Annotated in this window: 24 protein-coding genes and 1 pseudogene; 18 read left to right on the top strand and 7 right to left on the bottom strand. The window is 71.5% G+C overall.

Features of this window, described 5'->3' with window-relative positions; all coding sequences use genetic code 11:
• The 4 genes from FHP29_RS22700 to FHP29_RS11925 form a co-directional block, all read left to right on the top strand.
• Positions 1 to 438 (top strand): LLM class flavin-dependent oxidoreductase (locus FHP29_RS22700; protein WP_240044459.1); only part of this gene is annotated, 438 nt, incomplete at its 5' end.
• Between the two features lie 39 nt (positions 439 to 477).
• Positions 478 to 864: a hypothetical protein gene (locus tag FHP29_RS11915; protein WP_139623072.1), complete on the top strand. Its 387-nt coding sequence runs from the start codon at positions 478 to 480 to the stop codon at positions 862 to 864.
• 40 nt (positions 865 to 904) lie between these two features.
• Entirely contained in the window at positions 905 to 2,503 is a 1,599-nt protein-coding gene (gene fadD8 / locus FHP29_RS11920; protein WP_139623073.1) for a fatty-acid--CoA ligase FadD8, read from the top strand.
• 40 nt (positions 2,504 to 2,543) lie between these two features.
• Positions 2,544 to 3,119: a cytochrome b/b6 domain-containing protein gene (locus FHP29_RS11925; protein ID WP_139623074.1), complete on the top strand. Its 576-nt coding sequence runs from the start codon at positions 2,544 to 2,546 to the stop codon at positions 3,117 to 3,119.
• Position 3,120: 1 nt separating this feature from the next.
• On the opposite strand, the gene FHP29_RS11930 is transcribed toward FHP29_RS11925, so the two are convergent.
• From FHP29_RS11930 to FHP29_RS23245, 4 genes and pseudogenes are all read right to left on the bottom strand, one after another.
• Positions 3,121 to 3,819: a type III secretion system chaperone family protein gene (locus FHP29_RS11930; RefSeq protein WP_139623075.1), complete on the bottom strand. Its 699-nt coding sequence runs from the start codon at positions 3,817 to 3,819 to the stop codon at positions 3,121 to 3,123.
• A 66-nt stretch (positions 3,820 to 3,885) separates the two neighbouring features.
• On the bottom strand, positions 3,886 to 4,527 hold the full coding sequence (locus FHP29_RS11935) for a response regulator (RefSeq protein WP_139623330.1): 642 nt from the start codon (positions 4,525 to 4,527) through the stop codon (positions 3,886 to 3,888).
• Positions 4,524 to 5,093: a sensor histidine kinase gene (locus FHP29_RS11940; RefSeq protein WP_158296552.1), complete on the bottom strand. Its 570-nt coding sequence runs from the start codon at positions 5,091 to 5,093 to the stop codon at positions 4,524 to 4,526. Before FHP29_RS11940 ends, FHP29_RS11935 begins: the two co-directional genes overlap by 4 nt.
• Before the next feature lie 199 nt (positions 5,094 to 5,292).
• Positions 5,293 to 5,685: pseudogene (locus tag FHP29_RS23245) on the bottom strand (DUF7134 domain-containing protein); the annotation flags it as partial.
• Between the two features lie 178 nt (positions 5,686 to 5,863).
• On the opposite strand from FHP29_RS23245, the gene FHP29_RS11950 reads away from it, so the two are divergent.
• Positions 5,864 to 6,478 carry a hypothetical protein gene (locus tag FHP29_RS11950; protein ID WP_139623077.1) on the top strand — a complete coding sequence of 205 codons (615 nt, stop codon included), beginning with the start codon at positions 5,864 to 5,866 and terminating at the stop codon, positions 6,476 to 6,478.
• 22 nt (positions 6,479 to 6,500) lie between these two features.
• Here the strand turns inward: FHP29_RS11950 and FHP29_RS11955 are convergent, their stop codons facing one another.
• Entirely contained in the window at positions 6,501 to 7,283 is a 783-nt protein-coding gene (locus FHP29_RS11955) for a crotonase/enoyl-CoA hydratase family protein (protein WP_139623078.1), read from the bottom strand.
• A 47-nt stretch (positions 7,284 to 7,330) separates the two neighbouring features.
• Here FHP29_RS11955 and FHP29_RS11960 point away from each other — a divergent pair, with 47 nt between their 5' ends.
• The 13 genes from FHP29_RS11960 to FHP29_RS12020 all read left to right on the top strand — a co-directional run bounded on the left by FHP29_RS11960 (position 7,331) and on the right by FHP29_RS12020 (position 19,563).
• Positions 7,331 to 8,974: an acyl-CoA synthetase gene (locus FHP29_RS11960; RefSeq protein ID WP_139623079.1), complete on the top strand. Its 1,644-nt coding sequence runs from the start codon at positions 7,331 to 7,333 to the stop codon at positions 8,972 to 8,974.
• Positions 8,974 to 10,080 carry an NAD(P)H-dependent flavin oxidoreductase gene (locus tag FHP29_RS11965; protein WP_139623080.1) on the top strand — a complete coding sequence of 369 codons (1,107 nt, stop codon included), beginning with the start codon at positions 8,974 to 8,976 and terminating at the stop codon, positions 10,078 to 10,080. Before FHP29_RS11960 ends, FHP29_RS11965 begins: the two co-directional genes overlap by 1 nt.
• A gap of 69 nt (positions 10,081 to 10,149) precedes the next feature.
• Positions 10,150 to 10,650 carry a hypothetical protein gene (locus FHP29_RS11970; protein ID WP_139623081.1) on the top strand — a complete coding sequence of 167 codons (501 nt, stop codon included), beginning with the start codon at positions 10,150 to 10,152 and terminating at the stop codon, positions 10,648 to 10,650.
• 17 nt (positions 10,651 to 10,667) lie between these two features.
• Positions 10,668 to 11,321 carry an SDR family oxidoreductase gene (locus tag FHP29_RS11975; protein WP_139623082.1) on the top strand — a complete coding sequence of 218 codons (654 nt, stop codon included), beginning with the start codon at positions 10,668 to 10,670 and terminating at the stop codon, positions 11,319 to 11,321.
• Between the two features lie 131 nt (positions 11,322 to 11,452).
• On the top strand, positions 11,453 to 12,094 hold the full coding sequence (locus FHP29_RS11980) for a QsdR family transcriptional regulator (protein ID WP_205014049.1): 642 nt from the start codon (positions 11,453 to 11,455) through the stop codon (positions 12,092 to 12,094).
• Positions 12,072 to 12,419, top strand: coding sequence for a hypothetical protein (locus FHP29_RS11985; RefSeq protein ID WP_139623083.1), 348 nt, complete (start codon positions 12,072 to 12,074; stop codon positions 12,417 to 12,419). Before FHP29_RS11980 ends, FHP29_RS11985 begins: the two co-directional genes overlap by 23 nt.
• Positions 12,373 to 13,446 carry an alpha/beta fold hydrolase gene (locus FHP29_RS11990; protein ID WP_205014051.1) on the top strand — a complete coding sequence of 358 codons (1,074 nt, stop codon included), beginning with the start codon at positions 12,373 to 12,375 and terminating at the stop codon, positions 13,444 to 13,446. The genes FHP29_RS11985 and FHP29_RS11990 overlap by 47 nt, the downstream gene beginning before the upstream one ends.
• Entirely contained in the window at positions 13,443 to 13,973 is a 531-nt protein-coding gene (locus FHP29_RS11995; protein WP_139623084.1) for a GNAT family N-acetyltransferase, read from the top strand. The genes FHP29_RS11990 and FHP29_RS11995 overlap by 4 nt, the downstream gene beginning before the upstream one ends.
• 1 nt (position 13,974) lies before the next feature.
• Positions 13,975 to 14,739: an SDR family NAD(P)-dependent oxidoreductase gene (locus FHP29_RS12000; RefSeq protein ID WP_139623085.1), complete on the top strand. Its 765-nt coding sequence runs from the start codon at positions 13,975 to 13,977 to the stop codon at positions 14,737 to 14,739.
• Positions 14,740 to 14,780: 41 nt separating this feature from the next.
• Positions 14,781 to 16,274, top strand: coding sequence for a long-chain-fatty-acid--CoA ligase (locus tag FHP29_RS12005; RefSeq protein ID WP_139623086.1), 1,494 nt, complete (start codon positions 14,781 to 14,783; stop codon positions 16,272 to 16,274).
• A gap of 16 nt (positions 16,275 to 16,290) precedes the next feature.
• Positions 16,291 to 17,697 (top strand): WS/DGAT/MGAT family O-acyltransferase, encoded by a 1,407-nt coding sequence (locus tag FHP29_RS12010; RefSeq protein ID WP_139623087.1) that lies wholly within the window; start codon positions 16,291 to 16,293, stop codon positions 17,695 to 17,697.
• Positions 17,698 to 17,782: 85 nt separating this feature from the next.
• Positions 17,783 to 19,273 (top strand): LVIVD repeat-containing protein, encoded by a 1,491-nt coding sequence (locus tag FHP29_RS12015; RefSeq protein WP_139623088.1) that lies wholly within the window; start codon positions 17,783 to 17,785, stop codon positions 19,271 to 19,273.
• A 101-nt stretch (positions 19,274 to 19,374) separates the two neighbouring features.
• The gene (locus FHP29_RS12020; protein WP_139623089.1) at positions 19,375 to 19,563 is read left to right on the top strand and encodes a hypothetical protein; all 189 of its coding nucleotides are present in this window, start codon (positions 19,375 to 19,377) and stop codon (positions 19,561 to 19,563) included.
• On the opposite strand, the gene FHP29_RS12025 is transcribed toward FHP29_RS12020, so the two are convergent.
• Complete coding sequence (locus FHP29_RS12025) at positions 19,548 to 21,080, bottom strand: AMP-binding protein (RefSeq protein ID WP_139623090.1); 1,533 nt, start codon at positions 21,078 to 21,080, stop codon at positions 19,548 to 19,550. The two genes, FHP29_RS12020 and FHP29_RS12025, sit on opposite strands and share 16 nt — an antisense overlap.
• Positions 21,077 to 22,084, bottom strand: coding sequence for an acyl-CoA dehydrogenase family protein (locus FHP29_RS12030; protein WP_139623091.1), 1,008 nt, complete (start codon positions 22,082 to 22,084; stop codon positions 21,077 to 21,079). The genes FHP29_RS12025 and FHP29_RS12030 overlap by 4 nt, the downstream gene beginning before the upstream one ends.

A 22,084-nucleotide genomic window follows, 5' to 3' on the forward strand; every position in this document is an offset into this window, starting at 1 on the left:
CAGCCGTGGCTCGACGAGGGCTTCGCCCGCCCGGGCGCTCGCCGTACCCGTGCGGACTTCGAGATCGCCGCGACCTGCCATCTGCAGATCGTCGAGGATGCCGCGCAGAAGCAGGCGGTGATCGGAGCGATGAAGCCCTACGTCTCGCTCTACATGGGCGGCATGGGCGCCAAGGAGCAGAACTTCCACAAGCAGGTCTTCGCCCGGATGGGCTACGAGGAGCTCGCCGACGAGGTGCAGGAGCTCTATCTGGCCGGAGAGAAGGACAGGGCGACCGCGCTGATCCCCGACGAGCTGGTCGACGACATGCACATCATCGGCACGCCGCCGGAGGTCCGCGAGCGCGTCGCGCAGTGGGAGGAGACCGGCGTGACGACGCTGCTGCTGTCCTGCCGCAGCGCCGCCGAGGTCCGGCAGATCGCCGAGCTGCTCGCCTGAGCCTGGTCGCCGTCGGCGCCGCGGGCTACCGTCCTCGACATGAGGCGCGAGCCGCACGAGAACGTCGCCACGGTGCTGGTCGATCCTGCGCTGCTGCCCGACCTCGAGCTGGAGCTGGTCGAGCTCGATCTGTGGGTGTGGCCGGTGCGGAGCGCGCCGATCTGCGTCGACGGGCCGCGCACGGCGTTCCAGGTGCGTCGTCGACTGGTCGAGGCGCAGCGCGGCGCCTGGGACTGTGCGGCGACGTGGGTGCCGGTGTGGATCAGCTTCGGCGAGCGGTGGGCCAGCGGCGACGACCCGCTGCCCTGGGCCGCGCACCGGGCGCTGTGGCAGGCGCTCGACGCCCATGCCGACCAGGTGCGGTTCCACCGCCGGCTCGGCGGCGTGCGGCCCCTCGTCGCCCCGGTCGAGCGCTTCGCCGGCTGAGCCCTTGCCGGACAAATAGAACACGTTCTAATCTGCGGGGGTGACCGACACGCTCCGCACTCCTGCCCACAACGGACACCTCATGGTCGCCGCCCTCAAGCGGCACGCGAACCGCCCGATCGTGCACCTCGGGGACGTGACGCTGACCGGCAAGGAGACAGCGGACCGGATCTCTCAGTACGTCCAGGCGTTCGAGTCGCTGGGCGCGGGCCGCGGTACGCCGGGCGCGCTGCTCGCCCTCAACCGGCCGGAGGTGCTCTTCATCCTCGGCGCCGGGCAGACCCAGGGCTTCCAGCGGACCTCGCTGCACCCCCTCGGCTCGGCCGACGACCACGCCTATGTCATCAACGACGCGGGCATCACCACGCTGGTCGTCGATCCCTCCTTCGCCGGACGCGCCGTCGAGCTGCTCGGCAAGTGCCCCGGCCTCGACCAGGTCCTCACCATCGGACCGGTGCCGCCGGAGCTCGTCGAGGTCGGCACCGACCTCACCGAGGTCGCGGCGTCGTTCGAGCCCGGGCCCGTCCAGGCCGCCCTCCTCGAGCCCGACCACATCACGTCCATCACCTACACCGGAGGCACGACCGGCAAGCCCAAGGGCGTCGTCGGCACCGTCCGCGCGTTCTCGACGATGGCGCAGATCCAGATGGCGGAGTGGGAGTGGCCCGAGGAGCCGCGCTTCCTGATGTGCACGCCGCTCTCGCACGCCGGCGCCGCCTTCTTCGTCCCGGTCGTGCTCAAGGGCGGCACGCTGTTCGTGTCGGCACGGTTCGATCCGGCGGAGGTGCTCGCGACCATCGAGGAGAAGCGGATCAACTCGCTGATGCTCGTGCCCACGATGCTCTATGCCCTGATGGACCATCCCGACTCGCGCACCCGCGACCTGTCGTCGCTCGAGACCGTCTACTACGGCGCCTCCGCGATCAACCCGGTCCGGCTCAAGGAGGCGATCGAGAGGTTCGGGCCGATCTTCGCCCAGTACTACGGCCAGTCCGAGGCTCCGATGGTCATCAGCTACTTCGCGAAGGGCGACCACGTCGACGCCGAGGGCAGACCGCTCGAGAGCCGGCTCACGTCGTGTGGACGGCCCTCGGCGTACGTCAGGACGGCGTTGCTCGGCGAGGACGGCACCCCGGTGGCGCCGGGGGAGCCGGGAGAGATCTGCGTGTCCGGCCCGCTGCTGGCGGCCGGCTACTGGCGGCTGCCCGAGGCGACCGCGGAGACCTTCCGCGACGGCTGGATGCACACCGGCGACGTCGCCCGCGAGGACGAGGACGGCTTCTGGTACATCGTCGACCGCACCAAGGACATGATCGTCACCGGCGGCTTCAACGTGTTCCCCCGCGAGGTCGAGGACGTGATCGCCGAGCATCCGGCGATCGCGCAGGTAGGCGTCATCGGCACCCCGCACGAGAGGTTCGGCGAGGCCGTGACGGCCGTCGTGGTGCTGCGGGAGGGACACGAGCTCACCGATGCGGTGGTCGACGAGATCAAGGCCGCGGTCAAGGAGCGCAAGGGGTCGGTGCAGGCGCCGAAGGACGTCATCGCCGTCGATGCCCTCCCCCTCACCGCCCTCGGCAAGCCCGACAAGAAGGCGTTGCGGGCGCGGTTCTGGACGGGGGAGCGCTCGGTCGGCTGACCGCCGCCCCGGACGCCGCTGCGTCCGGTAGGAAGGACTCATGCGCCTGCGCAACGGTGAGCACGGCTACGGGGTGGTCACCCGGGCGCTGCACTGGCTGACCGTGGTGCTCCTCGCCGCTCAGCTCGTCGTGGGCTACACGATGGACACGGACGGCCGCGCTGACCGGGTCGAGTGTGACCCGGCAGGCGAGGACCGCAGCGGCGGGGACACCTCGGACGCGGAGGATGACCGGCTCGACCGGCTCGAGGATCGGTGCGAGGCGCGCCAGGAGCGGATCGAGGACCAGGCCGAGGGCCGCCCGTCGCCGTTGCATGTGGCCCTCGGCCTGGTCCTGCTCGGGCTGGCGCTCGTCCGGCTGGGCTGGCGCCGGTCGACGCCGCTGCCGCCGTGGGATCCGCGGCTGGGTCCTGCGGGTCGACGGACACTGCACGCCAGCGAGGTCGGCCTCCTGGGTGCCCTGTTCGCGATGCCGCTCAGCGGCCTGCTGCTCGCGTTCGGGGCCCACGACCTCCTCGCCGTGCACGTGGGATCGCACCTCGTGTTCTTCGTGGCCCTCGCCGCGCACCTCGCGGTGGTGCTGCGGTACGGGCTGCTGGGCAGGATGCTCCGCTGAGTCAGCGGGGCTGCTCCCCACGCAGCCGGTCCCAGACCCGATCGGGCACCCGGTCGAGCAGCGCGTCCATCATGTGCAGCCGGGCGTCGATGTCGGCCGGGACGTGCCGGCCCGACCGGATCACCAGCAGCGAGTCGCCGGTGATCCGCCAAGCCTCGCCCGGGTGGTGGCGCATGACCTCGCGCACGTCGGAGAGGAGCACGTCGGCGGCGAACTCGGGCGCGGGCGAGTGCACGGTGAAGTGGGCGTCGAACGCCGGGTCCCCGATCTCGATGTCCCGACCGGTGAGGCCGTCGACCCAGCCGCTGAGCAGCGTGGTCGGCCCGACCGACAGATCGGGCGCCTGCACGCCGAGGTTCAGCGCGACGACGGAGTAGAAGTGCTGGTTGTTGCTCTCGCCGCGCGTGCTGGCGTACTGGTAGTCGAACGCGGTGAAGGGGCGGCCGTCGTGGTCGCCGATGATCACGTTCGTCGCATACCGCCCGCTGCCGCGGCCGAAGGGCGCGCCGGTGAACCGGTCGACGAGCGCGCGGTCGTCGGCCCGGAACTCCCATTCGCGCTGGTGGGCGAAGCGCGCCAGCCCCTCACGGCGTTCGGCCGCCTTCCGGTAGGAGGTGACGATCGCGATCGGGAACAGCACGAGAATGCCTCCGAGGACGATCGCGAAGATCACGATCATGAAGAGGGGAAGAGCGCTCATGTCCCCCTCCCTTCCCCCGTCCGACCCCTCCGACTCCTCGCGGCATCCCGCGATCGCCGGCGGGGTTCAACGGGCGAGACCGGCGCGGTGGGCGAGGACGACCGCCTGCACGCGGTCGCGGACGCCCAGCTTCGCGAGCACGCGGGCCACGTGCGTCTTCACCGTCGCCTCGCCCAGCACCAGCCGGTCCGCGATCTCCGCGTTCGACAGGCCCTCGGCGAGGAGCGAGAGGACCTCGGCCTCGCGGGGCGTCAGGTCGTCGGGCAGGCTCGGTCGGGTCCGGTCCGGTGTCTCGGTGAAGCGGGAGATCAGCCGCCGGGTGACGCTGGGTGCGAGCAGGGCGTCGCCGGCGGCGGCGACCCGGATCGCGTGGGTGAGCTGGCTGGCGGGCGCGTCCTTCAACAGGAATCCGCTCGCTCCGGCCGCGAGCGCCGCGTAGACGTGCTCGTCGAGGTCGAAGGTGGTGAGGACGACGACTCTCGCTCCGGTGCCGCCCGCGCAGATCCGGCGGGTGGCCTCGACGCCGTCCATCGTCGGCATCCGAATGTCCATCAGGACCACGTCGGGCCGTCGTCGGCCGACCAGGGCGACCCCCTCGTCGCCGTCGCGTGCGTCGCCGACGACCTCGATGTCGGGCTCGGCGTCGAGGATCATCCGCAGACCCGTGCGCACGAGCTCTTCGTCGTCGACGACGAGGACCTTGATCACAGCGGCTCCACCTCCGTCGGCAGCCGTGCATGCACCGCGAAGCCGCCACCCGGGCACGGCCCGGCGTCGAGGGTTCCGCCATAGAGACGCACCCGCTCGCGCATGCCGATCAGTCCCTGACCGCCACTCGTCGCCTGCTGATCCGCAGCGCCACCGACGTCGGTGACGTCGATGTCCAGAGCGGTCGCCCCGTAGCGGAGGCACACCGCGACGGGTACGGCGCCCGCGTGCTTGAAGGCGTTGGTCACCGCCTCCTGCACGACCCGGAACCCGGTGAGCTCCAGTCCGGGGGCCAGCCTGCGGACGTCGCCCTCCACCCGCAGGTCCACCGGCAGGCCTGCGTCGCGCACCCGGGAGACGAGGTCGGGCACCTCGGCGAGCGTCGGCTGGGAGCGGGTGGTCGTGACCGCCTCCTGGCCGGGATCCTCGGCAAGGAGGCCGAGCAGGCGACGCATCTCCTCCAGCCCGGTGCGTCCGGTGCTCTCGATCGACCGCAACGCCGCCCTGGCCTGCTCCGGCGTGGTGTCGATCGCCCGCTGGGCACCCTGTGCCTGGATGACGATCACCCCCCATGCTGTGGGCCACCAGATCGTGCAGCTCGCGCGCGATCCTGGCTCGCTCCGCCGACACGGCACGCGCCGCCTGCTCCAGCCGGTCGCGCTCGGCGGACTCCGCGCGCTCGGTCATCGCGGCCGCCTCGGAGGCACGATGGCGCATCCAGCGCCCGAATCCCCAGACCCCGAGGAGGATGAACCACGCCGGCACGACCTCGTCGACGGGCTCGCCCGCGCGCAGTCGGGGCACGTCGGCCAGCGCGGCCTGGGCGACCACGGCGGCCGGGCCGACTGCTGCCAGCGGCATCGATGCGTGTGCCCCGACCGAGTACAGGGCGAGCAGCGCGGCGAAGAACGGCTGGCCCAGGCCGCCCCCGAGCTCGAACTGGAGCCAGGCGGCGGCGACGACGGTGACGAAGACGGCCGCGGCGTACCGGCGACGCAGCAGGAGGGGAAGGGTGAACGCCACGACGAGGACGGCGTGCACGGTGCGGCCGCCCTGGAGGTCGGGTCCCGGAAGGGCGGCCACCTGGATCAGAGCGGTGAGCGCGAGCGTCAGCACCACGACGACGTCGAGGAGCTGCAGCAGTCGGGCCCGTGACATGTGTCGACGGTAGTGACTTCGACGTGCCCGCACATCCGCAATGCGGTGGATCGGCCGGGCCCCGGCATCCGCTGCGTGGCGGACCCGAAGACCGCTCCCGTGGCGGACGCGCCGGCCCGCCCCGCAGACCTAGCGTCATGCCACCGGCGGGAGTCGCCGGCCGAGAAGGGAGAGAGTCATGGCTGTTCACCTCGTGCCCACAGGGCGCACCGCGCTCGCCGCAGGGTTGTTGATGACCGCCGGGGTCGAGGGCGAGTGGCTGCTGAACCCCCAGCGCGACGACGGCACCCTGACCAGCGTGCCGCTGTTCGCGGTGCTGCTGCTCGTCTCGCTCGCGGGATTCGTGCTGCTCGTCGTCGCCGCGAGCGGACTGCGCCGCGCCATGGTGAGCCGGACCAGGCCGGCCCGGGTGGGCGCGGCCATGACGGTGGCGGGTGCTGGACTCCTGGCCCTCTTCGCCGCGGCGGTCCTGGTGACCGGAGTCGTCGACGGCGAGCCGGCAGGACTCGCGTTCGTCCCCTTCCTGCTCGGGATGCTGCTCCTCGCGGTCGGGCCGGTGACCTGGGGGCTGTCCCTGCGTCGACGGCCGCCCGCGCCCGGTGTCGCCCCGGCGCTCGTCGTGTCCGGTGTGGCCGCGTTCGCCGCGCTCGCGCTCGAGCCCGATCCCTGGCACGACCTCAGCCTCGTCGTCATGTTCGGGGCGTGGTCGGCCATCGGCCTGCTGGTGATGCGCGGCCCGCGGGGGACGGGGCTCCCGGTGCGGACGGCCGATGCCGCCGGCCGGCGCCACTGACCCCCGGCGGGTCGTCGCGCCGCTACCGCCCGTGGAACTCCGGAGCGCGCTTCTCGAGGAACGCCCGCGGGCCCTCCTTGGCGTCGTCGGAGGAGAAGACGGCGGCGCCGATCCTGGCGTCGTCGGCCCAGCAGTCGTCCTCGTGCCTCCCCTCGGAGTCGCGCATCGTCTTGAGGATCGCCTGGACGGCGAGGGGGCCGTTGGCCGCGATCCGGTCGGCGATCTCGTGCGCCTTCGCCAATGCCTCGCCGTCAGGGACGACGTGACCGATCAGGCCGAGCTCGCGGGCCTCGGCCGCGCCGAGGGTGCGGCCGGTCAGCAGGAGCTCCGCCGCGACCGTGTAGGGGATCTGGCGCGGCAGGCGTACGGCGGAGCCGCCCAGGGGATAGAGCGACCACCGAGCCTCGGCGACCCCGAACCTCGCCGACTCGCCCGCGACGCGGATGTCGGTTCCCTGCAGGATCTCGGTGCCGCCGGCGATCGCCGGACCCTCGACGGCGGCGATGAGCGGCTTGGTGAGTCGGAAGCCCTTGAGCAGGCCCTTGATCGTCGTCGGGTCGTAGGCGCCGGACTCGAAGCTCTCCGACGGGGGCTTGTCGTCGGCGGCCTTGAGGTCCATGCCCGCGCAGAAGTAGCCGCCGGCGCCGGTGAGGATGCACACCCGGATCTCGGGGTCCTCGTTGACCCGGTCCCAGGCGCCCTCCATGATCCGCAGCATCTCGCTGGAGAGGGCGTTGCGCCGCTCCGGACGGTTCATGGTGACGACCAGCTTGTGGCCGTCCTGCTCGACGAGGCAGTCAGTCATGTGAACCACGCTAGCGAAAAAGTGAAACGTGTTCTAGTCTCGGCGTCGTGGCCCTGAACATCGCCGATCTCTTCGAGCACGCCGTCGACGCCGTTCCCGACAAGCCCGCCGTCCAGGTGGGCGAGCGCGTCATCACCTTCGCCGAGCTGGAGGCGGAGGCCAACCGTCTCGCCCACTTCCTGCAGTCGCGGGGCATCGGACCGGGCGATCACGTCGGGCTCTACGCCAAGAACAGCATCGAGCACGTCGTCGCGCTGATCGCGATCCTGAAGGTGCGGGCCGTCGCGATCAACGTCAACTACCGGTACGTCGCCGGCGAGCTGGAGTACCTCTTCGACAACGCCGACCTCGTCGGCCTCGTCCACGACCGGGTGTACGCCCCGCTGGTCGCCGAGGTCGCACCCAGGATCCCCGGCCTGCGGACGTTCGTGGCGATCCCGAATCCCCTGGAGCCCGACGACGCCAGCGATCTCGCGTCGTTCGGCGGGGTCACCCTCGCGGAGGCGCTCGAGGGGCAGTCGGACGCCCGCGACTTCGGCGAGCGCAGCCCCGACGACATCCACATCATCTACACCGGTGGCACGACCGGGTTCCCCAAGGGCGTCATGTGGCGACACGAGGACTTCTGGCGCGTGCTCGGCGGCGGCATCGACTTCATGACCGCCGAGCCGCTCGAGGAGTACGACCAGTCCAAGAAGGCGCTCGAGGGCGGCCTGGTCACCCTGCCGCTCAGCCCACTCATGCACGGCGGGGCCCAGGCATCGCTGCTCATGCACCTGTTCGCCGGCCAGGTGACCATCCTCGAGCCGAAGTTCGACCCGGTCCGCACCTGGGAGCTCGTCGACGCGCACGGGGTGCAGATGCTCTTCATGACCGGCGACGCCATGGCGATCCCGCTGATCGACGCCTACGAGGCCGGCGGGTTCGACGGGCAGACCCTGTTCGCCATCGCCTCCAGCGCCGCGATCTTCTCCAAGTCGGTCAAGGAGCGGTGGATGAGGCATTTCCCCAACGCCGTCTTCACCGACTCCGTCGGGTCCTCCGAGACCGGGTTCCAGGGCACCGGCCTGCAGGACGCCAGCGCCCTGTCCACCGATGGTCCGGTCGTCTCGATCCCGCCCACCACGGTGATCCTGGGTGACGACAACCAGATCCTCGACCCGGTCCGGGACGTGGGCCGGGTGGGCCGCACCGCCCGCTCGGGCAATGTGCCGGTCGGCTACTACAAGGACCCCGAGAAGTCCGCCAAGACGTTCGTCGAGATCGACGGCGTCCGCTACGCGATCCCCGGCGACAACGCGCGGATCGAGGAGGGCAACCGGATCACCCTGCTCGGCCGCGGCTCCAACTGCATCAACACCGGCGGCGAGAAGGTCTACCCGGAGGAGGTGGAGCAGGCGATCAAGGCCCACCCCGGCGTGTACGACGTCCTGGTGGTCGGCCTGCCCGACGACAAGTACGGCCAGACCGTGGCGGCCGTCGTCGAGCCGCGGCCCGGACACACGGTCGAGCTCGACGAGCTGCGGACCTTCCTGCGCGCGCACCTGTCCGGCTACAAGCTGCCGCGCGCGCTGACGCTCGTGCCGGAGATCCCGCGCAACGCCACCGGCAAGGCCCAGTACCCCCGGGCCAAGGAGCTCGCCCTTGCCTCGCTCCACCCTGACGACACGACCACAGGAGCCAACGCCTGATGCACACCGCGCTGTGCGATGCCTTCGGCATCGAGTACCCGATCTTCGCCTTCACCCCCTCCGAGCACGTCGCGGCTGCCGTGTCGCGCGCCGGGGGGCTCGGCGTCCTCGGCTGCGTCCGGTTCAACGACACCGACGAGCTCGAGCGGGTCCTGACCTGGATGGACGAGAACACCGACGGGAAGCCGTACGGCGTCGACGTGGTCATGCCGATGAAGATCCCCACCGAGGGGACCTCGGCCGACCTGTCGTCGTACATCCCGGAGGACCACAGGCGGTTCGTCGACGAGACCCTCCTCAAGCTGGGGGTCCCGCCCCTGCCGGAGGGCGAGGGCCGCGAGGGCGTCCTCGGCTGGCTGCACTCGGTCGCCCGGTCCCACGTGGACGTGGCGCTGCAGCACCGCCCGGTGCTCATCGCCAACGCGCTGGGCTCGCCGCCGGTCGACGTGATCGAGCAGTGCCACGCGGCGGGCCTCAAGGTCGCCGCGCTCGCCGGCGCCCCGAAGCACGCGCTGAGCCACGTGGCCAACGGCGTCGACATCATCATCGCCCAGGGCTACGAGGCCGGAGGCCACACCGGCGAGATCGCCAGCATGGTGCTCACCCCGGACATCGTGGACGCCGTCGGCCCCGAGGTCCCCGTCCTCGGCGCCGGCGGCATCGGCTCGGGCCGGCAGATCGCCGCCTCCCTCGCTCTCGGCGCGCAGGGGGTGTGGACCGGCTCGATCTGGCTCGGCACCGAGGAGTACCGCAACCTCGCCGGCAACAGGGGCTGGGAGACCGCCTTCCTGCGGGCCACCTCGTCCGACACCGTGCGCACCCGGATCTACACCGGCAAGCCGGCCCGCCTGCTCAGGACGAAGTGGACCGAGGCCTGGGCGGAGGAGGGTGCTCCGGCGCCGCTCCCGATGCCCCTGCAGAACCTCCTCGTCGCCGACGCCCACAACCGGATCAACGCCTCCGGCGACCCCGACGTGATCTCCATGCCCGTCGGGCAGATCGTCGGCCGGATGAACGAGGTCCGCCCCGTCGCCGAGGTCGTCGCCGACCTGGTCGCGGAGTTCGAGGCGACGGTCAAGAAGCTCGACGGCATCGCCGGCATCTGAGCCCGGAGCCACTCCCGGCTGAGGCCGCGTACTCAGCCGGATCCGAGCGGGGGTGCGCAGGATCGGAGCATGATCTCGATGCTGCGCACCTGCGCCCCGCTCGTCCTCGCCCTCACCTCGACCGTCGCGGCTCTCGCTGCCTGCGGCAACGCCGTCGACGCCGACGTCATCGGTACGACGGCCGTCACCGTCGGTGCCGACGGCCGCCCGGTCGCGGTGGTCCGCGTCTGCACCGGCGGGATCGACACGCTCCAGCTGCTGGGCGATCGCACCGGCCTCGCCGACGACGAGCCGAACCCGGTCCTCGGCACCTGGCGGGCCGCGACCGAGCGCGACGGGACCGTCGAGCTCGTCCTCGGCTCCGCCGACGACGGCTGGCGCGGCCCGGAGGAGATCGCGCTCGAGGACGACTCCACGTACGTCCTGTCCGCGTCGGACTCCGACCAGGACGCCGAGGCCACCCAGGTGTCCTTCACCCCGGCCCAGCTCGCGTCGCTCGCTCCCGACCAGGTCGTCGTCCGGGACGGCGAGGTCGTGGCGCGGGCTGACCTGGACGACTGCGCCGGCTAGCGCACTACGCTGCCTCGATGACCCGCAATGTGCTGATCGCCGGAGCCGGACCCGGGGTGAGCGGCTCGCTCGCCCGCCTCTACGCCGCGGAGGGCGGCTCGGTCGGCCTGCTCGGGACCGAGGAGGACGTCCTCGCGCGGTTGCGGGCCGAGGTCGAGGCCGCCGGCGCCCTCGCCGGCTCGACGGTCGTCGACCTCACCGACGACACGGCCACCCGCTCAGCGGTGACGCGGATGGCCGAGCACGTCGGGCACCTCGACGTCGTGCACTTCAACCCGTCGGCGTACCGCGAGAAGGACCCGCTGAGCCTGACCCCCGACGAGTTGCTCGCGGACGTCCACCTCGGCGTCGGCGCGTTGCTCTCGGTGCTCCAGGCGGCCCGCCCGTTCATGGGACCGGGCGGCCGGGTCACCGTCACCGGCAGCATGGCCGCCGACTCGCCATGGGCCGGTGCCGCCTCCCTGGGAGTGCAGAAGGCCGGGCTGCAGAATCTCGTGCGCAGCATCGACGTCACCCTGAAGGACGACGGCATCCGGGCGGTGTCGGTCACCGTCCGCGGCCTGTTGAAGAAGGAGGGTCCGTTCGCGCCCGACAACGTCGCCCGGGCGCTCCGCGCGGCCATCGACCAGGACGAGGCGGACTGGAGCAGCGAGATCCCCTACACCGGGTGACGGGCGGCCGGCAGAGTCGCAGTCAGGTTGGTGATGACTCATTGTCGAATGTGTTGCACGGACGTGACATACATCAGTAGTGTCTCTCGCCATGAGACGCGGGTCACATGGCGACGGTTGGGAGGAGCCGGATGAGCACGACGACGCTGTCGCGGATGCTCGGCGAGCAGGAGCCCCGTCCGGACGCGCTGAGCGCGCTGCGGGCAGCGCGTCGCACCTTCCTCGCCGGCCGCCGTGTCGAGATGAGCGAGTTGGCGGCGGAGCTCGGCGTGAGCCGGGCGACGCTGTTCCGCTGGGTCGGCGGTCGCGACCCGTTGCTCGCGGAGGTGATCTGGTCGGTCACCGAGCCGACGCTGCGCAGGGCGGCCGAGGCGGCCGAGGGGGAGCGGGGCGGTCCACGCCTGGTGGACGCCATCGGACGGTTCGCCGAGGCCACGATGGGGGCTTCCTCGTTCGTGGAGTTCGTCCGCACCGACTCGGAGCGGGCGCTGCGGCTGCTCACCACGCGGGCGAGTCCGTTCCAGAGCCGCCTCGTCGCCGCCTTCGAGTTGCTGTTGCGGGAGGAGATGCAGGCCGGCCGGCTGGCTCCTCCGCTCTCCGTCCACGACACGGCCTATCTCCTCGTCCGTATCTCGGAGACCTACGTCTACGCCGATGTGATCGCCGGCGAGACGCCGGATCCGAAGAAGCTGCGTCAGGCGGTCGCCGCGATACTGCGGGTGCCGACGGGGTGCGCGGGGCGGTCCGCTGATGGCGCTTCCCGGCCTGCGTGACGTCTACAACGCGATCGAGCAGACTGCCTCCCCCCTGCTCTCGAGCGTGATCCGGACCGAGGAGTTCGCGCGCGTGGCCGCCGCCGTGACGGTCGTCAACAAGAAGGTGCGCACCGAGGTCGAGCAGCTCCAGGCCCGGTGCTGGCACGCGGTCAACCTGCCGGCCGGCACCGACGTCCAACGCCTGCGCCGCCAGCTCGGTGCCCTCGACCGTGAGGTCCGGCTGCTGACCATCGAGCTCGAGAAGGAGCGTGCGAAGGCGAAGGGGGTGAGTCGCCGTGGTGTCCCTACCGGGTCTGAGCACGATCGACCGGATCAAGCGTGAGGTCGAGCGCAACGCGCTCCGGGCCCGCAACGGGATCCGGATGGCGACCGGCATCCAGCGCACCGACGTCGGATTGAGCCCCAAGGACGTCGTGTGGGCCCACGGGCGCACCGAGCTGTGGCACTACCGCAGCGATCAGGTGTCGCTGCGCCCGCCGCTGCTCATCATCTACAGCCTCTTCAACAAGTCCTACATCCTCGACCTCCGTCCCGGGAACAGCGTGATCGAGCAGTTGATCGCGGCCGGGTTCGACGTCTACATGCTCGACTGGGGCGTGCCCGACGAGCGCGATGCGGCCAACCAGCTCGAGGACTATGTCGACTCCTACATCCCCGCGGCGATCAACCGGGTGTGCGAGCTGTCCGGTGACGACAGCATCAACCTGTTCGGCTACTGCTTCGGCGGCGTCCTGGCGACGCTGCATGCCGCGCACCACCCCGACTCCCCGCTGCGCAGCCTGACCGTGCTGACCACGCCGGCGGACCTGCAGCAACTGGGCCCGATGACCGACGTGATGGCGCGCTCGGACCTCGAGGACGTGCTGGGCGTCGACGGCATGGTCCCGCCCTCCGTGATCCTGCAGGGCTTCCGCTCCCTCGCGCCGATGGGCGAGATCACCGGCCGGGTCGACCTGCTGGAGAAGATGTGGAGCGACGAGTTCGTGACTGCCTACCAGGCGATGGCGGGCTGGGGCAACGACCAGGTGCCGCTGCCCGGGGGAGTGGCCCGCCAGTTCAAGCGGATGGTCGAGGACAACGCACTGGTCAACGACCGGGTCTTCCTCGGCGGCGACCATGTCCGGCTGGCCGACATCCGGGTCCCCTTCCTGCACGTCCTCGGGTTGCGTGACCACATCATCCCCGAGCCGGCGGCGGCTCCTCTCGTCTCACTCGTCGGCTCCGAGGACAGGCAGGAGCTGCGCCTCGACGCGGGCCATGTCGGCCTGATGGTCGGTCGGACCGCGGCGAAGAACACGCTCCCTGTCGTGATCGATTTCCTGAAGCAGCGAAGCGAGGCGGTGTCATGACCATCGAGGACTTCCGGTCCGACCACGTGCCGGCGGTCGGCGAGCTCTTCGCGCGGCTGCCCGAGAGCGACCTCACCTTCATCAAGGAGGACGTCTCGCCCCAGGCGGTCGCGGCATGGCCCGACGCACCTGGCCGGCGGTGGGTCCACGTCGAGCCGGACGGCACGGTGGTGGGCCTGGCGGCGCTGCTCCCCCTCACCGGATGGTCCGACCACGTGGGCGAGCTCCGACTCGTCGTCGACCCGGCCGGTCGGGGCCGGGGGATAGGCCGCTCGCTCGCCCAGCACGCCTTGGCGCACTCCCTGCGCTCGGGGCAGCGGAAGGTCGTCGTCGAGGTGCCCGCTGCCCACGAGCGGATCATCGAGATGTTCCTCGCCCTCGGCTTCACCGGGGAGGCGCTGCTGCGCGACCACTTCCGCGACCGGTCCGGTGCGCTGCAGGACCTGATCATGCTGGCCCACCTCGCGGACCAGACATTCGAGTCGATGAGCGCCGTCGGCCTCGACGACCTCTTGGAAGGAAACTGACATGGCAGTACTCGAGAAGTTCCGGCTCGACGGCAAGGTCGCGGTCGTGACCGGTGCCTCCAGCGGGCTGGGGGTCAGCTTCGCCGTCGCGCTGGCCGAGGCCGGTGCCGACGTCGCCCTCGGTGCCCGCCGCGAGGACAAGCTCGCCGACACCGTCGCGCGGGTGGAGGCGCTGGGTCGCAAGGCGATCGCCGTCCGGACCGACGTGACCAGTCCGGAGGACTGCCAGGGGCTGGTCGGCGCCGCCATGGAGGCCTTCGGCCGCGTCGACGTCCTCGTCAACAACGCGGGGGTCGGCACCGCCGTCCCCGCCACCCGCGAGACCCCGGAGCAGTTCCGCTCGGTGGTCGAGCTCAACCTCAACGCCTGCTACTGGATGGCGCAGGCGGCAGGCAGGGTCATGCAGCCGGGCAGCTCCATCATCAACATCAGCAGTGTCCTCGGCCTGACGACGATGGGGTTGCCGCAGGCGGCGTACGCGTCGAGCAAGGCGGGCGTGATCGGGCTGACCCGCGACCTGGCGCAGCAGTGGACGCCGCGCAAGGGCATCCGGGTCAACGCGATCGCACCCGGCTACTTCGCATCCGAGATGACCGACGTGCTCGAGGGCGAGTACGTCGAGAGGACCGTCGTGCCCCGCACCCTGATGGGCCGGCTGGGGGACCACGACGAGCTGTCCGCGGCACTGCTCTTCCTCGCCAGCGACGCCGGTGGCTACTGCACCGGCATCACGCTTCCGGTGGAGGGCGGGATCCTCACCACCTGACCCGTCCGCCCCCTCCCGATCCCACCACCAGAGAGAGCACCATGAGCAACCTGGCCGACAACCTCACGGGAACAGCCTCCCGTCACCCCGACGAGCCTGCGCTGCGCCTGCAGGACGTGACCCTCACCTTCCAGCAGTTCGACGACCTCGCGAGCCGAGCCGCCGGCCGGATGGCCGCGCTCGGGATCACACCCGGTGACCGGGTCGGACTCATGCTGCCCAATGTCTTGGAGTTCCCCGTGCTGTTCTACGGGGCCTTGCGGCTCGGAGCAATCGTCGTGCCGATGAACCCGCTGCTCAAGGGACGCGAGATCGCCCACTACACCGGTGACTCCGGCATGAGCCTGCTCTGGGCCCATCCCTCGGTGAGCGACGAGGACACCGGGCAGGCGGCCGACGGATGCCGGGTCGAGCAGGTCGGGCCCGGGCTGCTCGCCAGCCTCGCGGACGCCGACCCGGCCCCCGCCGTCGCGAAGGCGGCCGAGGACACCGCGGTCATCCTCTACACGTCCGGCACCACCGGCACGCCGAAGGGCGCCGAGCTGACCCACGGCGGGCTGGACCGCAACGTCCGGATCTGCATGGACGATCTGATGAGCATCGGTCCGGGCGACGTCATCGTCGGCTGCCTGCCGCTCTTCCACGTGTTCGGCCTGACCTGCGGCCTGAACACCGCGGTGGCGGCTGGCGCGATGCTCACCCTGGTCCCGCGCTTCGACCCGGTCGCGGTGCTGGAGGTCATGGCTCGCGACCGCGCCACGATCTTCCAGGGCGTTCCGACGATGTACACCGCCCTCGCCAACGTCCCGGACGCCGACCCGACCGCGGTGGCCGCGCTGCGCGTGTGCACGTCCGGGGGCGCGTCGCTGCCGGCCGAGGTCCTGCGCTCCTTCGAGGAGAAGTTCGGCGCCAGGGTCCTCGAGGGCTACGGGCTCTCCGAGACCTCGCCGGTCGCGAGCTTCAACCGACAGGACCAGGCCCGGGTCGGCTCGATCGGCACGCCGATCCCCGGCGTCGAGTTCCGCGTCGTGGGGGAGGACGGAGCCGATGTGCCGACGGGTGAGATCGGTGAGATCTGGATCCGCGGCCACAACATCATGAAGGGCTACTGGAACCGGCCGGAGGCGACGGCCGAGGCCATCGACGACGAGGGCTGGTTCAAGAGCGGCGACATGGGCCGCGTCGACGAGGACGGGTTCTACTACATCGTCGACCGCAAGAAGGAGCTCATCATCCGCGGCGGCTTCAACGTCTACCCCAAGGAGATCGAGGAGGTGCTCTACGAGCACCCGGCCGTGCGCGAGGCGGCCGTGATCGGACTGCCGCACGAGACCCACGGCGAGGAGGTGGGCGCGGCGGTCTCGCTCCAGCCGGGTGCCGAGGTCAGCGAGGACGAGATCCGGCAGTACGTCAAGGAGCGGGTCGCGCCGTACAAGTACCCGCGCGTCGTCTGGTTCCTCGACGACCTGCCCAAGGGCGCGACCGGGAAGATCCTCAAGCGCGCCATCGAGAAGCCGGTCGGAACGCCGAGCTGAGAGGGAAGGGCCAGCCATGCGACAGCTCACCGGGGTGGACACGACGTTCTTGCACATGGAGAACGCACGGACCTACGGGCACGTCAACGGAGTCGTCGTCCTCGACCCGTCGACGGCGGACCAGCCGATCAACGCCGACACGATCCGCGACTACATCGCCGCGCGGATCCACCTGCTCGACCCGCTGCGATGGCGGCTGGTGGAGGTGCCGCTGGGCATCGACCGGCCCTACTGGGTCGACGATCCGGACCTGGACCTCAACTTCCACGTGCGGGGCATCGCGCTGCCGGCGCCGGGCAACGACCGTCAGCTGGCCGAGCAGGTGGCGCGGCTCGCCGCCCGCCACCTCGACCGGTCGAAGCCGCTGTGGGAGCTCTACGTGATCGAGGGGCTCGAGGGCGGCCGGGTCGCGATCATGACCAAGCTGCACCACGCGGCCGTCGACGGGAAGTCGGGGATGCACATCATGAGCACCCTGCTCTCGACCGATCCCGCGTGCCCCGACCCCGAGCCGCCGACGGCCACGACGGCGGAGACGGTGCCGACCCCGATCGAGATGTGGGGCCGTGGCTGGCTCGGCGTCCTCTCCAAGCCCGCCCACGGCGCGCGGCTGTGGATGGAGGTCAGCAAGGAGGGCACCCGGATGGCGCGCAGCCTCGGCCTGGGCGGCACCGACGCGTGGCGGACCGTGCTCAAGTCCCCGGGCCGCGCTCCGCGGCTCTCGTTCAACGCCACTCTGGGCGCCCAGCGGAACTGGGCCTTCGGGTCGGTCGCGCTCTCCGACGTCAAGGCCGTCAAGGACGCCCACGGCTGCACCCTCAACGACGTGGTCATGGCGATGTGCGCGGGTGCGCTCCGTCGTTGGCTGATCGACCACGACGAGCTGCCCGACAAGCCGATCGTCGCGATGGTGCCGGTCTCCATCCGCACGGCCGAGGACGCGGGGAAGGCGGGCAACCAGGTCTCCGCGATGGTGGCCCCCCTCGCCACCCAGCTCGAGGACCCGCTCGCTCGCCTCGCCGCCGCCAGCGACGCGATGCGGGCGGCCAAGGACCAGCACGCGGCGCTCCCGGCGCACCTGCTGCAGGACTTCAGCCAGTTCGCGGCGCCGGCCGCCGCCCAGTTGGTCGCCGACGCCGCGGCGAACCTGCGCTGGGCCGACACCGTCGCGCCACCGTTCAACGTGGTCGTCTCCAACGTGCCCGGACCGCGTGAGCCGCTGTACTACGCCGGCGCTCTCCTCGAGGCGAACTATCCGGTGTCGATCATCAACGACGGGATCGGGCTCAACATCACGCTGCAGTCCTACCGCGACCGGATCGACTTCGGGCTGGTCGGGACGCCCGAGTTGGTGCCCGACATCTGGAACCTGATCACCTATCTGCAGGAGGAGCTGGCGCTGCTGGGCAAGAGCGTCGCCTGACCTGCTGTTCGGGCCTCGACGGACCTGCCGCGCGCGTGCGAGGGTAGGCGCCACGGCGCTCGCCCGAGACGACATGGGGGTCGACATGGCTGACGAGACCGCGGCTCGGCGTTCACGCACGGGACCCCGCAGGCTCCTGCTGGCGACCCTGACGGCCGCGCTGATGACGGCAGGCGCGGTGGCGACGGCCGGGTCGTCTCAGGCGGATCTCTCCCTCGGGGGCGTCCCCGAGGCGTCGTGCGCCCCCGGCGATCTCGCGGAGACCTCGCACCAGGGCCGCGTGCCGGCCGCCGACTACACGTCCGGCCGGGCCCGCCAGGGCTACCGCTGCAACACCGTGGAGGTGGGCCGCCACGGCAAGCGCTCGGTGCTGGGCTCGGGTGGCTACAAGGTGCAGCGCTACACCGACGTGACGGGGCGTACCTGCGCCTATTACGACTCCGCGCTGATGGTGGGACTCAACCTTCCCGGAGTCCTCACCGGCGGGGCCGGGCTCGGCGTGGTGGTGCTCGACATGTCCGATCCGGCCCACCCGGTCAAGACGGCGAACCTGATCACGCCGGCCATGCTCCAGCCCCACGAGTCGTTGCTGGTCAACCAGGAGCGCGGCCTGCTCGCCGCCGTGATGGGCACCCTCGCGACCGCGCCCGGCGTCCTCGACGTCTACGACATCAGCCAGGACTGCCGCAAGCCGCGGCTCAGGTCGACGACCCTGTCCGGCGTCATGGGACACGAGAGCGGCTTCGCCCCGGACGGCCGGACGTTCTGGACGGCCGGCGCCGCCGGCTTCACGCTGACGGCCGTCGACCTCACCGACCCGGGCCGGCCCCGCGTCCTGCACACCAAGACCGGCGTCGTCTACCACGGGCTGCGTCTGTCCGACGACGGTCGCACCATGTACGTCGCCAACATCGGCAGCCCGGGACTCCTGAGCGGAAGCGTCCTCGAGGATGCCGGGCTCGACATCCTCGACGTCTCCGACATCCAGGACCGGCGACCCGATCCGCGGATCCGCACGCTCTCCCGGCTGACCTGGGAGGAGTCGTCGATCCCGCAGGTGGCCGAGCCGTTCACGCGGGGGGATCGCCGGTACGTCTTCGAGGTCGACGAGTTCAGCGACCTGTTCGGCGACATCACCCGCTTCAATGCGGCCTCCAGCCCGGTCGGCGCAGCGCGGATCATCGACGTGACCGACCCGCGGGCGCCCGTGGTGGTGTCGAACGTGCGGCTCGACGTGCACGATCCGGCGCTGCGGGCCGAGGTGATGGGCGATCCGGGCGCCCGAGCGATCGTCCGCAGCTACACCGGGCACTACTGCTCGCTGCCGACCCGGCAGGACCCGAGGATCGCGGCCTGCTCCATGGTCGGGTCGGGGCTGCGGCTCTTCGACATCTCCGACGTCGAGCGGCCACGGGAGGTGGGCTACTTCAACCAGCCCGGGCCCGACGGGGCCTCCGCGATGTCGCAGCCCGCGTGGGACATCGCCCGTCGCCAGGTCTGGTACACCGACACGGACGAGGGCTTCTTCGCCGTAGGTCTGCGCGGCGCGGCCGCGGCTCTGCTGCCGGCGGACTGACGACGGGGCGAGCCTCGATCCGTGACCCGCGTCTCGCGTCTCGTGCCCGACGTCACGCCGCGCGCGGCAATACCGGCAGGTAACTCCAGCGTTGAGCAGGTATGAACACGAACAGGAAGATCAAGGTCACCACCGAGTCCGACGATCGCTACTTCGTGGCGCTCGCCCATCAGGCCCTCGAGGCCGGAGACGTCCAAGGTGCACGCGGCGTCGCTGCCCAGTACCGCTCCGCCCACAGCGGCGAGTCGCGGCGGCACCGCCTCGCGCGGCGCCTTCACATCGCCGTCTGACCCCGAAGGCCGACGACGTCGTACGAGCGGCCCCGCTCCTCGCGCACCCACCCTCCCTCCGAGGGGGCGAGGATGCGGGGCAGCTCGCGCTTGAGCACCTTGTTGGTGGCGGTGCGCGGGACGGCGTCGACGATCCGCACGAATCGCGGCCAGGCCTTCGGGCTCAGGTCGTCCTGGGCGGCGAGGAACTCCTCGAGGGTCTCGGGCGTGAGCGGGCCACGTAGGACGAGCGCGCAGGCGATCTCGTCGCCGGTCCTCGGGTGGGGTACGGCGTACACGCACGCCTCGCCGACCGAGGGGTGCCGCAGCAGGATCCGCTCGATCGGCGCGGTCGCCAGGTTCTCGCCGTCCACGCGCAGCCAGTCGCCGGAGCGACCGGCGAAGTAGACCCAGCCGTCGGCGTCGCGGTAGGCGAGGTCGCCGGACCAGTACATGCCGCCACGCATCCGCTCCGCCTCGGCGGCCTCGTCCTTGTAGTAGCCGGCGAAGGCTCCGGCGCCGGTCGTGTTGACCAGCTCGCCGATCGCCTCGTCGGCGTTGAGGAGCCGGCCGCTCGCGTCGAAGACGGCGTCGGGCGTCGGGTCGCCGGTCTCGGGTGAGCGGACCTCGACTCCGGGCAAGGGCATCCCGAGGCTGCCGGCCGGCATGTCCGGCCGCCGCTGCACGATGACCGCGTTCTCGGTCGACGAGTACGAGTCGACCACCTCGCAGCCGAAGCGCTCCCCGAAGGCGGCGATGTCGGACTCGTTGGCCTCGTTGCCGAACACGACGCGCAGCGGATTGTCCGCATCGTCGGGTCTCGCGGGCGTGTCCAGCACGTAGGTGAGGGGCTTGCCGACGTAGTTGGCGTAGGTCGCCCCGAAGTCGCGTACGTCGGGCAGGAAGCCGCGGGCCGAGAAGCCGGCGACCGCGACCGTGGCCCCGGTCGTGACGGCCGGAGCCCAGCCGGCCATCACCGCGTTGGAGTGGAACAGCGGCATCGACACGTAGTGCACGTCGTCGGCGCGCAGACCGAGGCGTCCGACGAGGTGGGCGCCGGGGCCGGTCACCTTCGCGTGGGTCACTCGCACCGCCTTCGGCGATCCGCTGGTGCCGCTGGTGAAGATCAGCATGAACAGCGAGTCCGGCGCGGGCGTCGCGTCGGGCAGCGCGACCTCGTCGGCGGAGGCGAGGGCCGCGAGCGCGAGGTCGGGGGAGTCGGCGACCAGCTGGCAGTCCGTCTTCGCGATGTCCGCGTCGAGCGCGGCACCGCGACGGGTCGTGTTGAGGCCGACCAGCACGTGGCCGCCGAGGCCCGCGGCCGCGAGATGCAGCGCGAACGCCGGACCGTTGGGCAGGAGGACGCCGACGTGCGGTGGTGCGCCAGGGTCGAGCCGCTGCTCGAGCCGCGCGGCGAGCCGGAGCGCCGCGGCGACGTACGCGCGCCAGGAGAGCTCGTGGATCGAGCCGGCCTCCCGCCAACGCAGCGCGGGACGGTCGTCGTCCGCACGGGCCAGCAGCAGCTCGCGGACCGTCATGCGAAGGAGCGGCCGACCGCCAGCGCCTGCTCGGTCGCTCCGCCGAAGAGGAACTCGAACCTCTTGCCGCTGGTGAAGTAGCGGTGCGCCTCGCCGTCGAGGTCGATGCCGACCCCGCCGTGCACGTGGACCGTGGTGTGGGCGATCCGGTGGCCGGCGTCGGCGGCCCAGAGCTTCGCGGTCGCCACCTCGGTGGCGGCGGGCAGGCCCTCCTGAAGGCGCCAGATCGCCTGCCACAGCGTGAGCCGCTGGCCGAGGACGTCGATGAACCCGTCGGCCAGCCGCTGGGAGACCGCCTGGAAGGTGCCGATGGGCCGGCCGAACTGCTCGCGGGTCTTGGCGTACTCCGAGGTCAGGCGCAACGCGCCCTCCGTCACACCGAGCTGCTCGGCGGCCGCGAGGGCGACCAGCAGCTGCCCGAGCCGCTCGGCCGCCTCGGCTCCGCCGACCCGCGTCGAGGGCGTGGCATCGAGGGTCACCAGCGCGGCGACGTCACCGTCGCTGGTGTGCTGGGCGCGGCGGTCGACGGCAGCGGCCTCGACGAGGTGGACGCCCACACCGGAGGGGCCGGTCGCGGTCACGAGCAGCGCGTCGGCCGCCATGCCGCCCCGCACCAGCGTCTTGGTCCCGGTCAGCGCGCCGGCCGCGTCGGCGCTCACCGTGGGCGTCGCCGGCAGGTGGGCCAGCTCCTCGGCGACGGCGGCGGCGTAGAGCCCGTGGCGCGCGTCCAGGCCCGCGCCCGTCAGCAGCGTCGTGCACGCCGTGTGGGTCGCGAGGGGCACCGGTGCGACGTGCCGGCCGACCTCGACCAGCACGCGGGCGAGCATGATCAGGTCGAGCTCGGCCCAGTCGAAGGCGTCGCCCAGCGTCGCCCACAGCTCGCGATCGAACCGGTCGCCACCGGCCTCGACCTCCTTGAGCCGCTCGTTGGTGGTCTTGTCGGCGAGGATCTGCGCCGCCAGCTCGGCGGCCTCGTCCTGCTCGGGGGTGAAGAGAAAGTCCAT

Source organism: Nocardioides albidus (assembly GCF_006335005.1).
Classification (GTDB): domain Bacteria; phylum Actinomycetota; class Actinomycetes; order Propionibacteriales; family Nocardioidaceae; genus Nocardioides; species Nocardioides albidus.

Excerpts from the sequence above, each read along its gene's own strand:
- FHP29_RS12020 (WP_139623089.1), top strand. The coding sequence starts at position 19,375 with ATGAACACGAACAGGAAGATCAAGGTCACCACCGAGTCCGACGATCGC.
- FHP29_RS11995 (WP_139623084.1), top strand. The coding sequence starts at position 13,443 with ATGACCATCGAGGACTTCCGGTCCGACCACGTGCCGGCGGTCGGCGAG.
- FHP29_RS11955 (WP_139623078.1), bottom strand. The coding sequence starts at position 7,283 with ATGACTGACTGCCTCGTCGAGCAGGACGGCCACAAGCTGGTCGTCACC.
- FHP29_RS12015 (WP_139623088.1), top strand. The coding sequence starts at position 17,783 with ATGGCTGACGAGACCGCGGCTCGGCGTTCACGCACGGGACCCCGCAGG.
- FHP29_RS12030 (WP_139623091.1), bottom strand. The coding sequence starts at position 22,084 with ATGGACTTTCTCTTCACCCCCGAGCAGGACGAGGCCGCCGAGCTGGCG.
- FHP29_RS11970 (WP_139623081.1), top strand. The coding sequence starts at position 10,150 with ATGATCTCGATGCTGCGCACCTGCGCCCCGCTCGTCCTCGCCCTCACC.
- FHP29_RS11965 (WP_139623080.1), top strand. The coding sequence starts at position 8,974 with ATGCACACCGCGCTGTGCGATGCCTTCGGCATCGAGTACCCGATCTTC.
- FHP29_RS11980 (WP_205014049.1), top strand. The coding sequence starts at position 11,453 with ATGAGCACGACGACGCTGTCGCGGATGCTCGGCGAGCAGGAGCCCCGT.
- FHP29_RS11930 (WP_139623075.1), bottom strand. The coding sequence starts at position 3,819 with ATGAGCGCTCTTCCCCTCTTCATGATCGTGATCTTCGCGATCGTCCTC.
- FHP29_RS11915 (WP_139623072.1), top strand. The coding sequence starts at position 478 with ATGAGGCGCGAGCCGCACGAGAACGTCGCCACGGTGCTGGTCGATCCT.
- FHP29_RS11985 (WP_139623083.1), top strand. The coding sequence starts at position 12,072 with ATGGCGCTTCCCGGCCTGCGTGACGTCTACAACGCGATCGAGCAGACT.
- FHP29_RS12025 (WP_139623090.1), bottom strand. The coding sequence starts at position 21,080 with ATGACGGTCCGCGAGCTGCTGCTGGCCCGTGCGGACGACGACCGTCCC.
- FHP29_RS11975 (WP_139623082.1), top strand. The coding sequence starts at position 10,668 with ATGACCCGCAATGTGCTGATCGCCGGAGCCGGACCCGGGGTGAGCGGC.
- FHP29_RS11950 (WP_139623077.1), top strand. The coding sequence starts at position 5,864 with ATGGCTGTTCACCTCGTGCCCACAGGGCGCACCGCGCTCGCCGCAGGG.
- FHP29_RS12010 (WP_139623087.1), top strand. The coding sequence starts at position 16,291 with ATGCGACAGCTCACCGGGGTGGACACGACGTTCTTGCACATGGAGAAC.
- FHP29_RS12005 (WP_139623086.1), top strand. The coding sequence starts at position 14,781 with ATGAGCAACCTGGCCGACAACCTCACGGGAACAGCCTCCCGTCACCCC.
- FHP29_RS11925 (WP_139623074.1), top strand. The coding sequence starts at position 2,544 with ATGCGCCTGCGCAACGGTGAGCACGGCTACGGGGTGGTCACCCGGGCG.
- FHP29_RS12000 (WP_139623085.1), top strand. The coding sequence starts at position 13,975 with ATGGCAGTACTCGAGAAGTTCCGGCTCGACGGCAAGGTCGCGGTCGTG.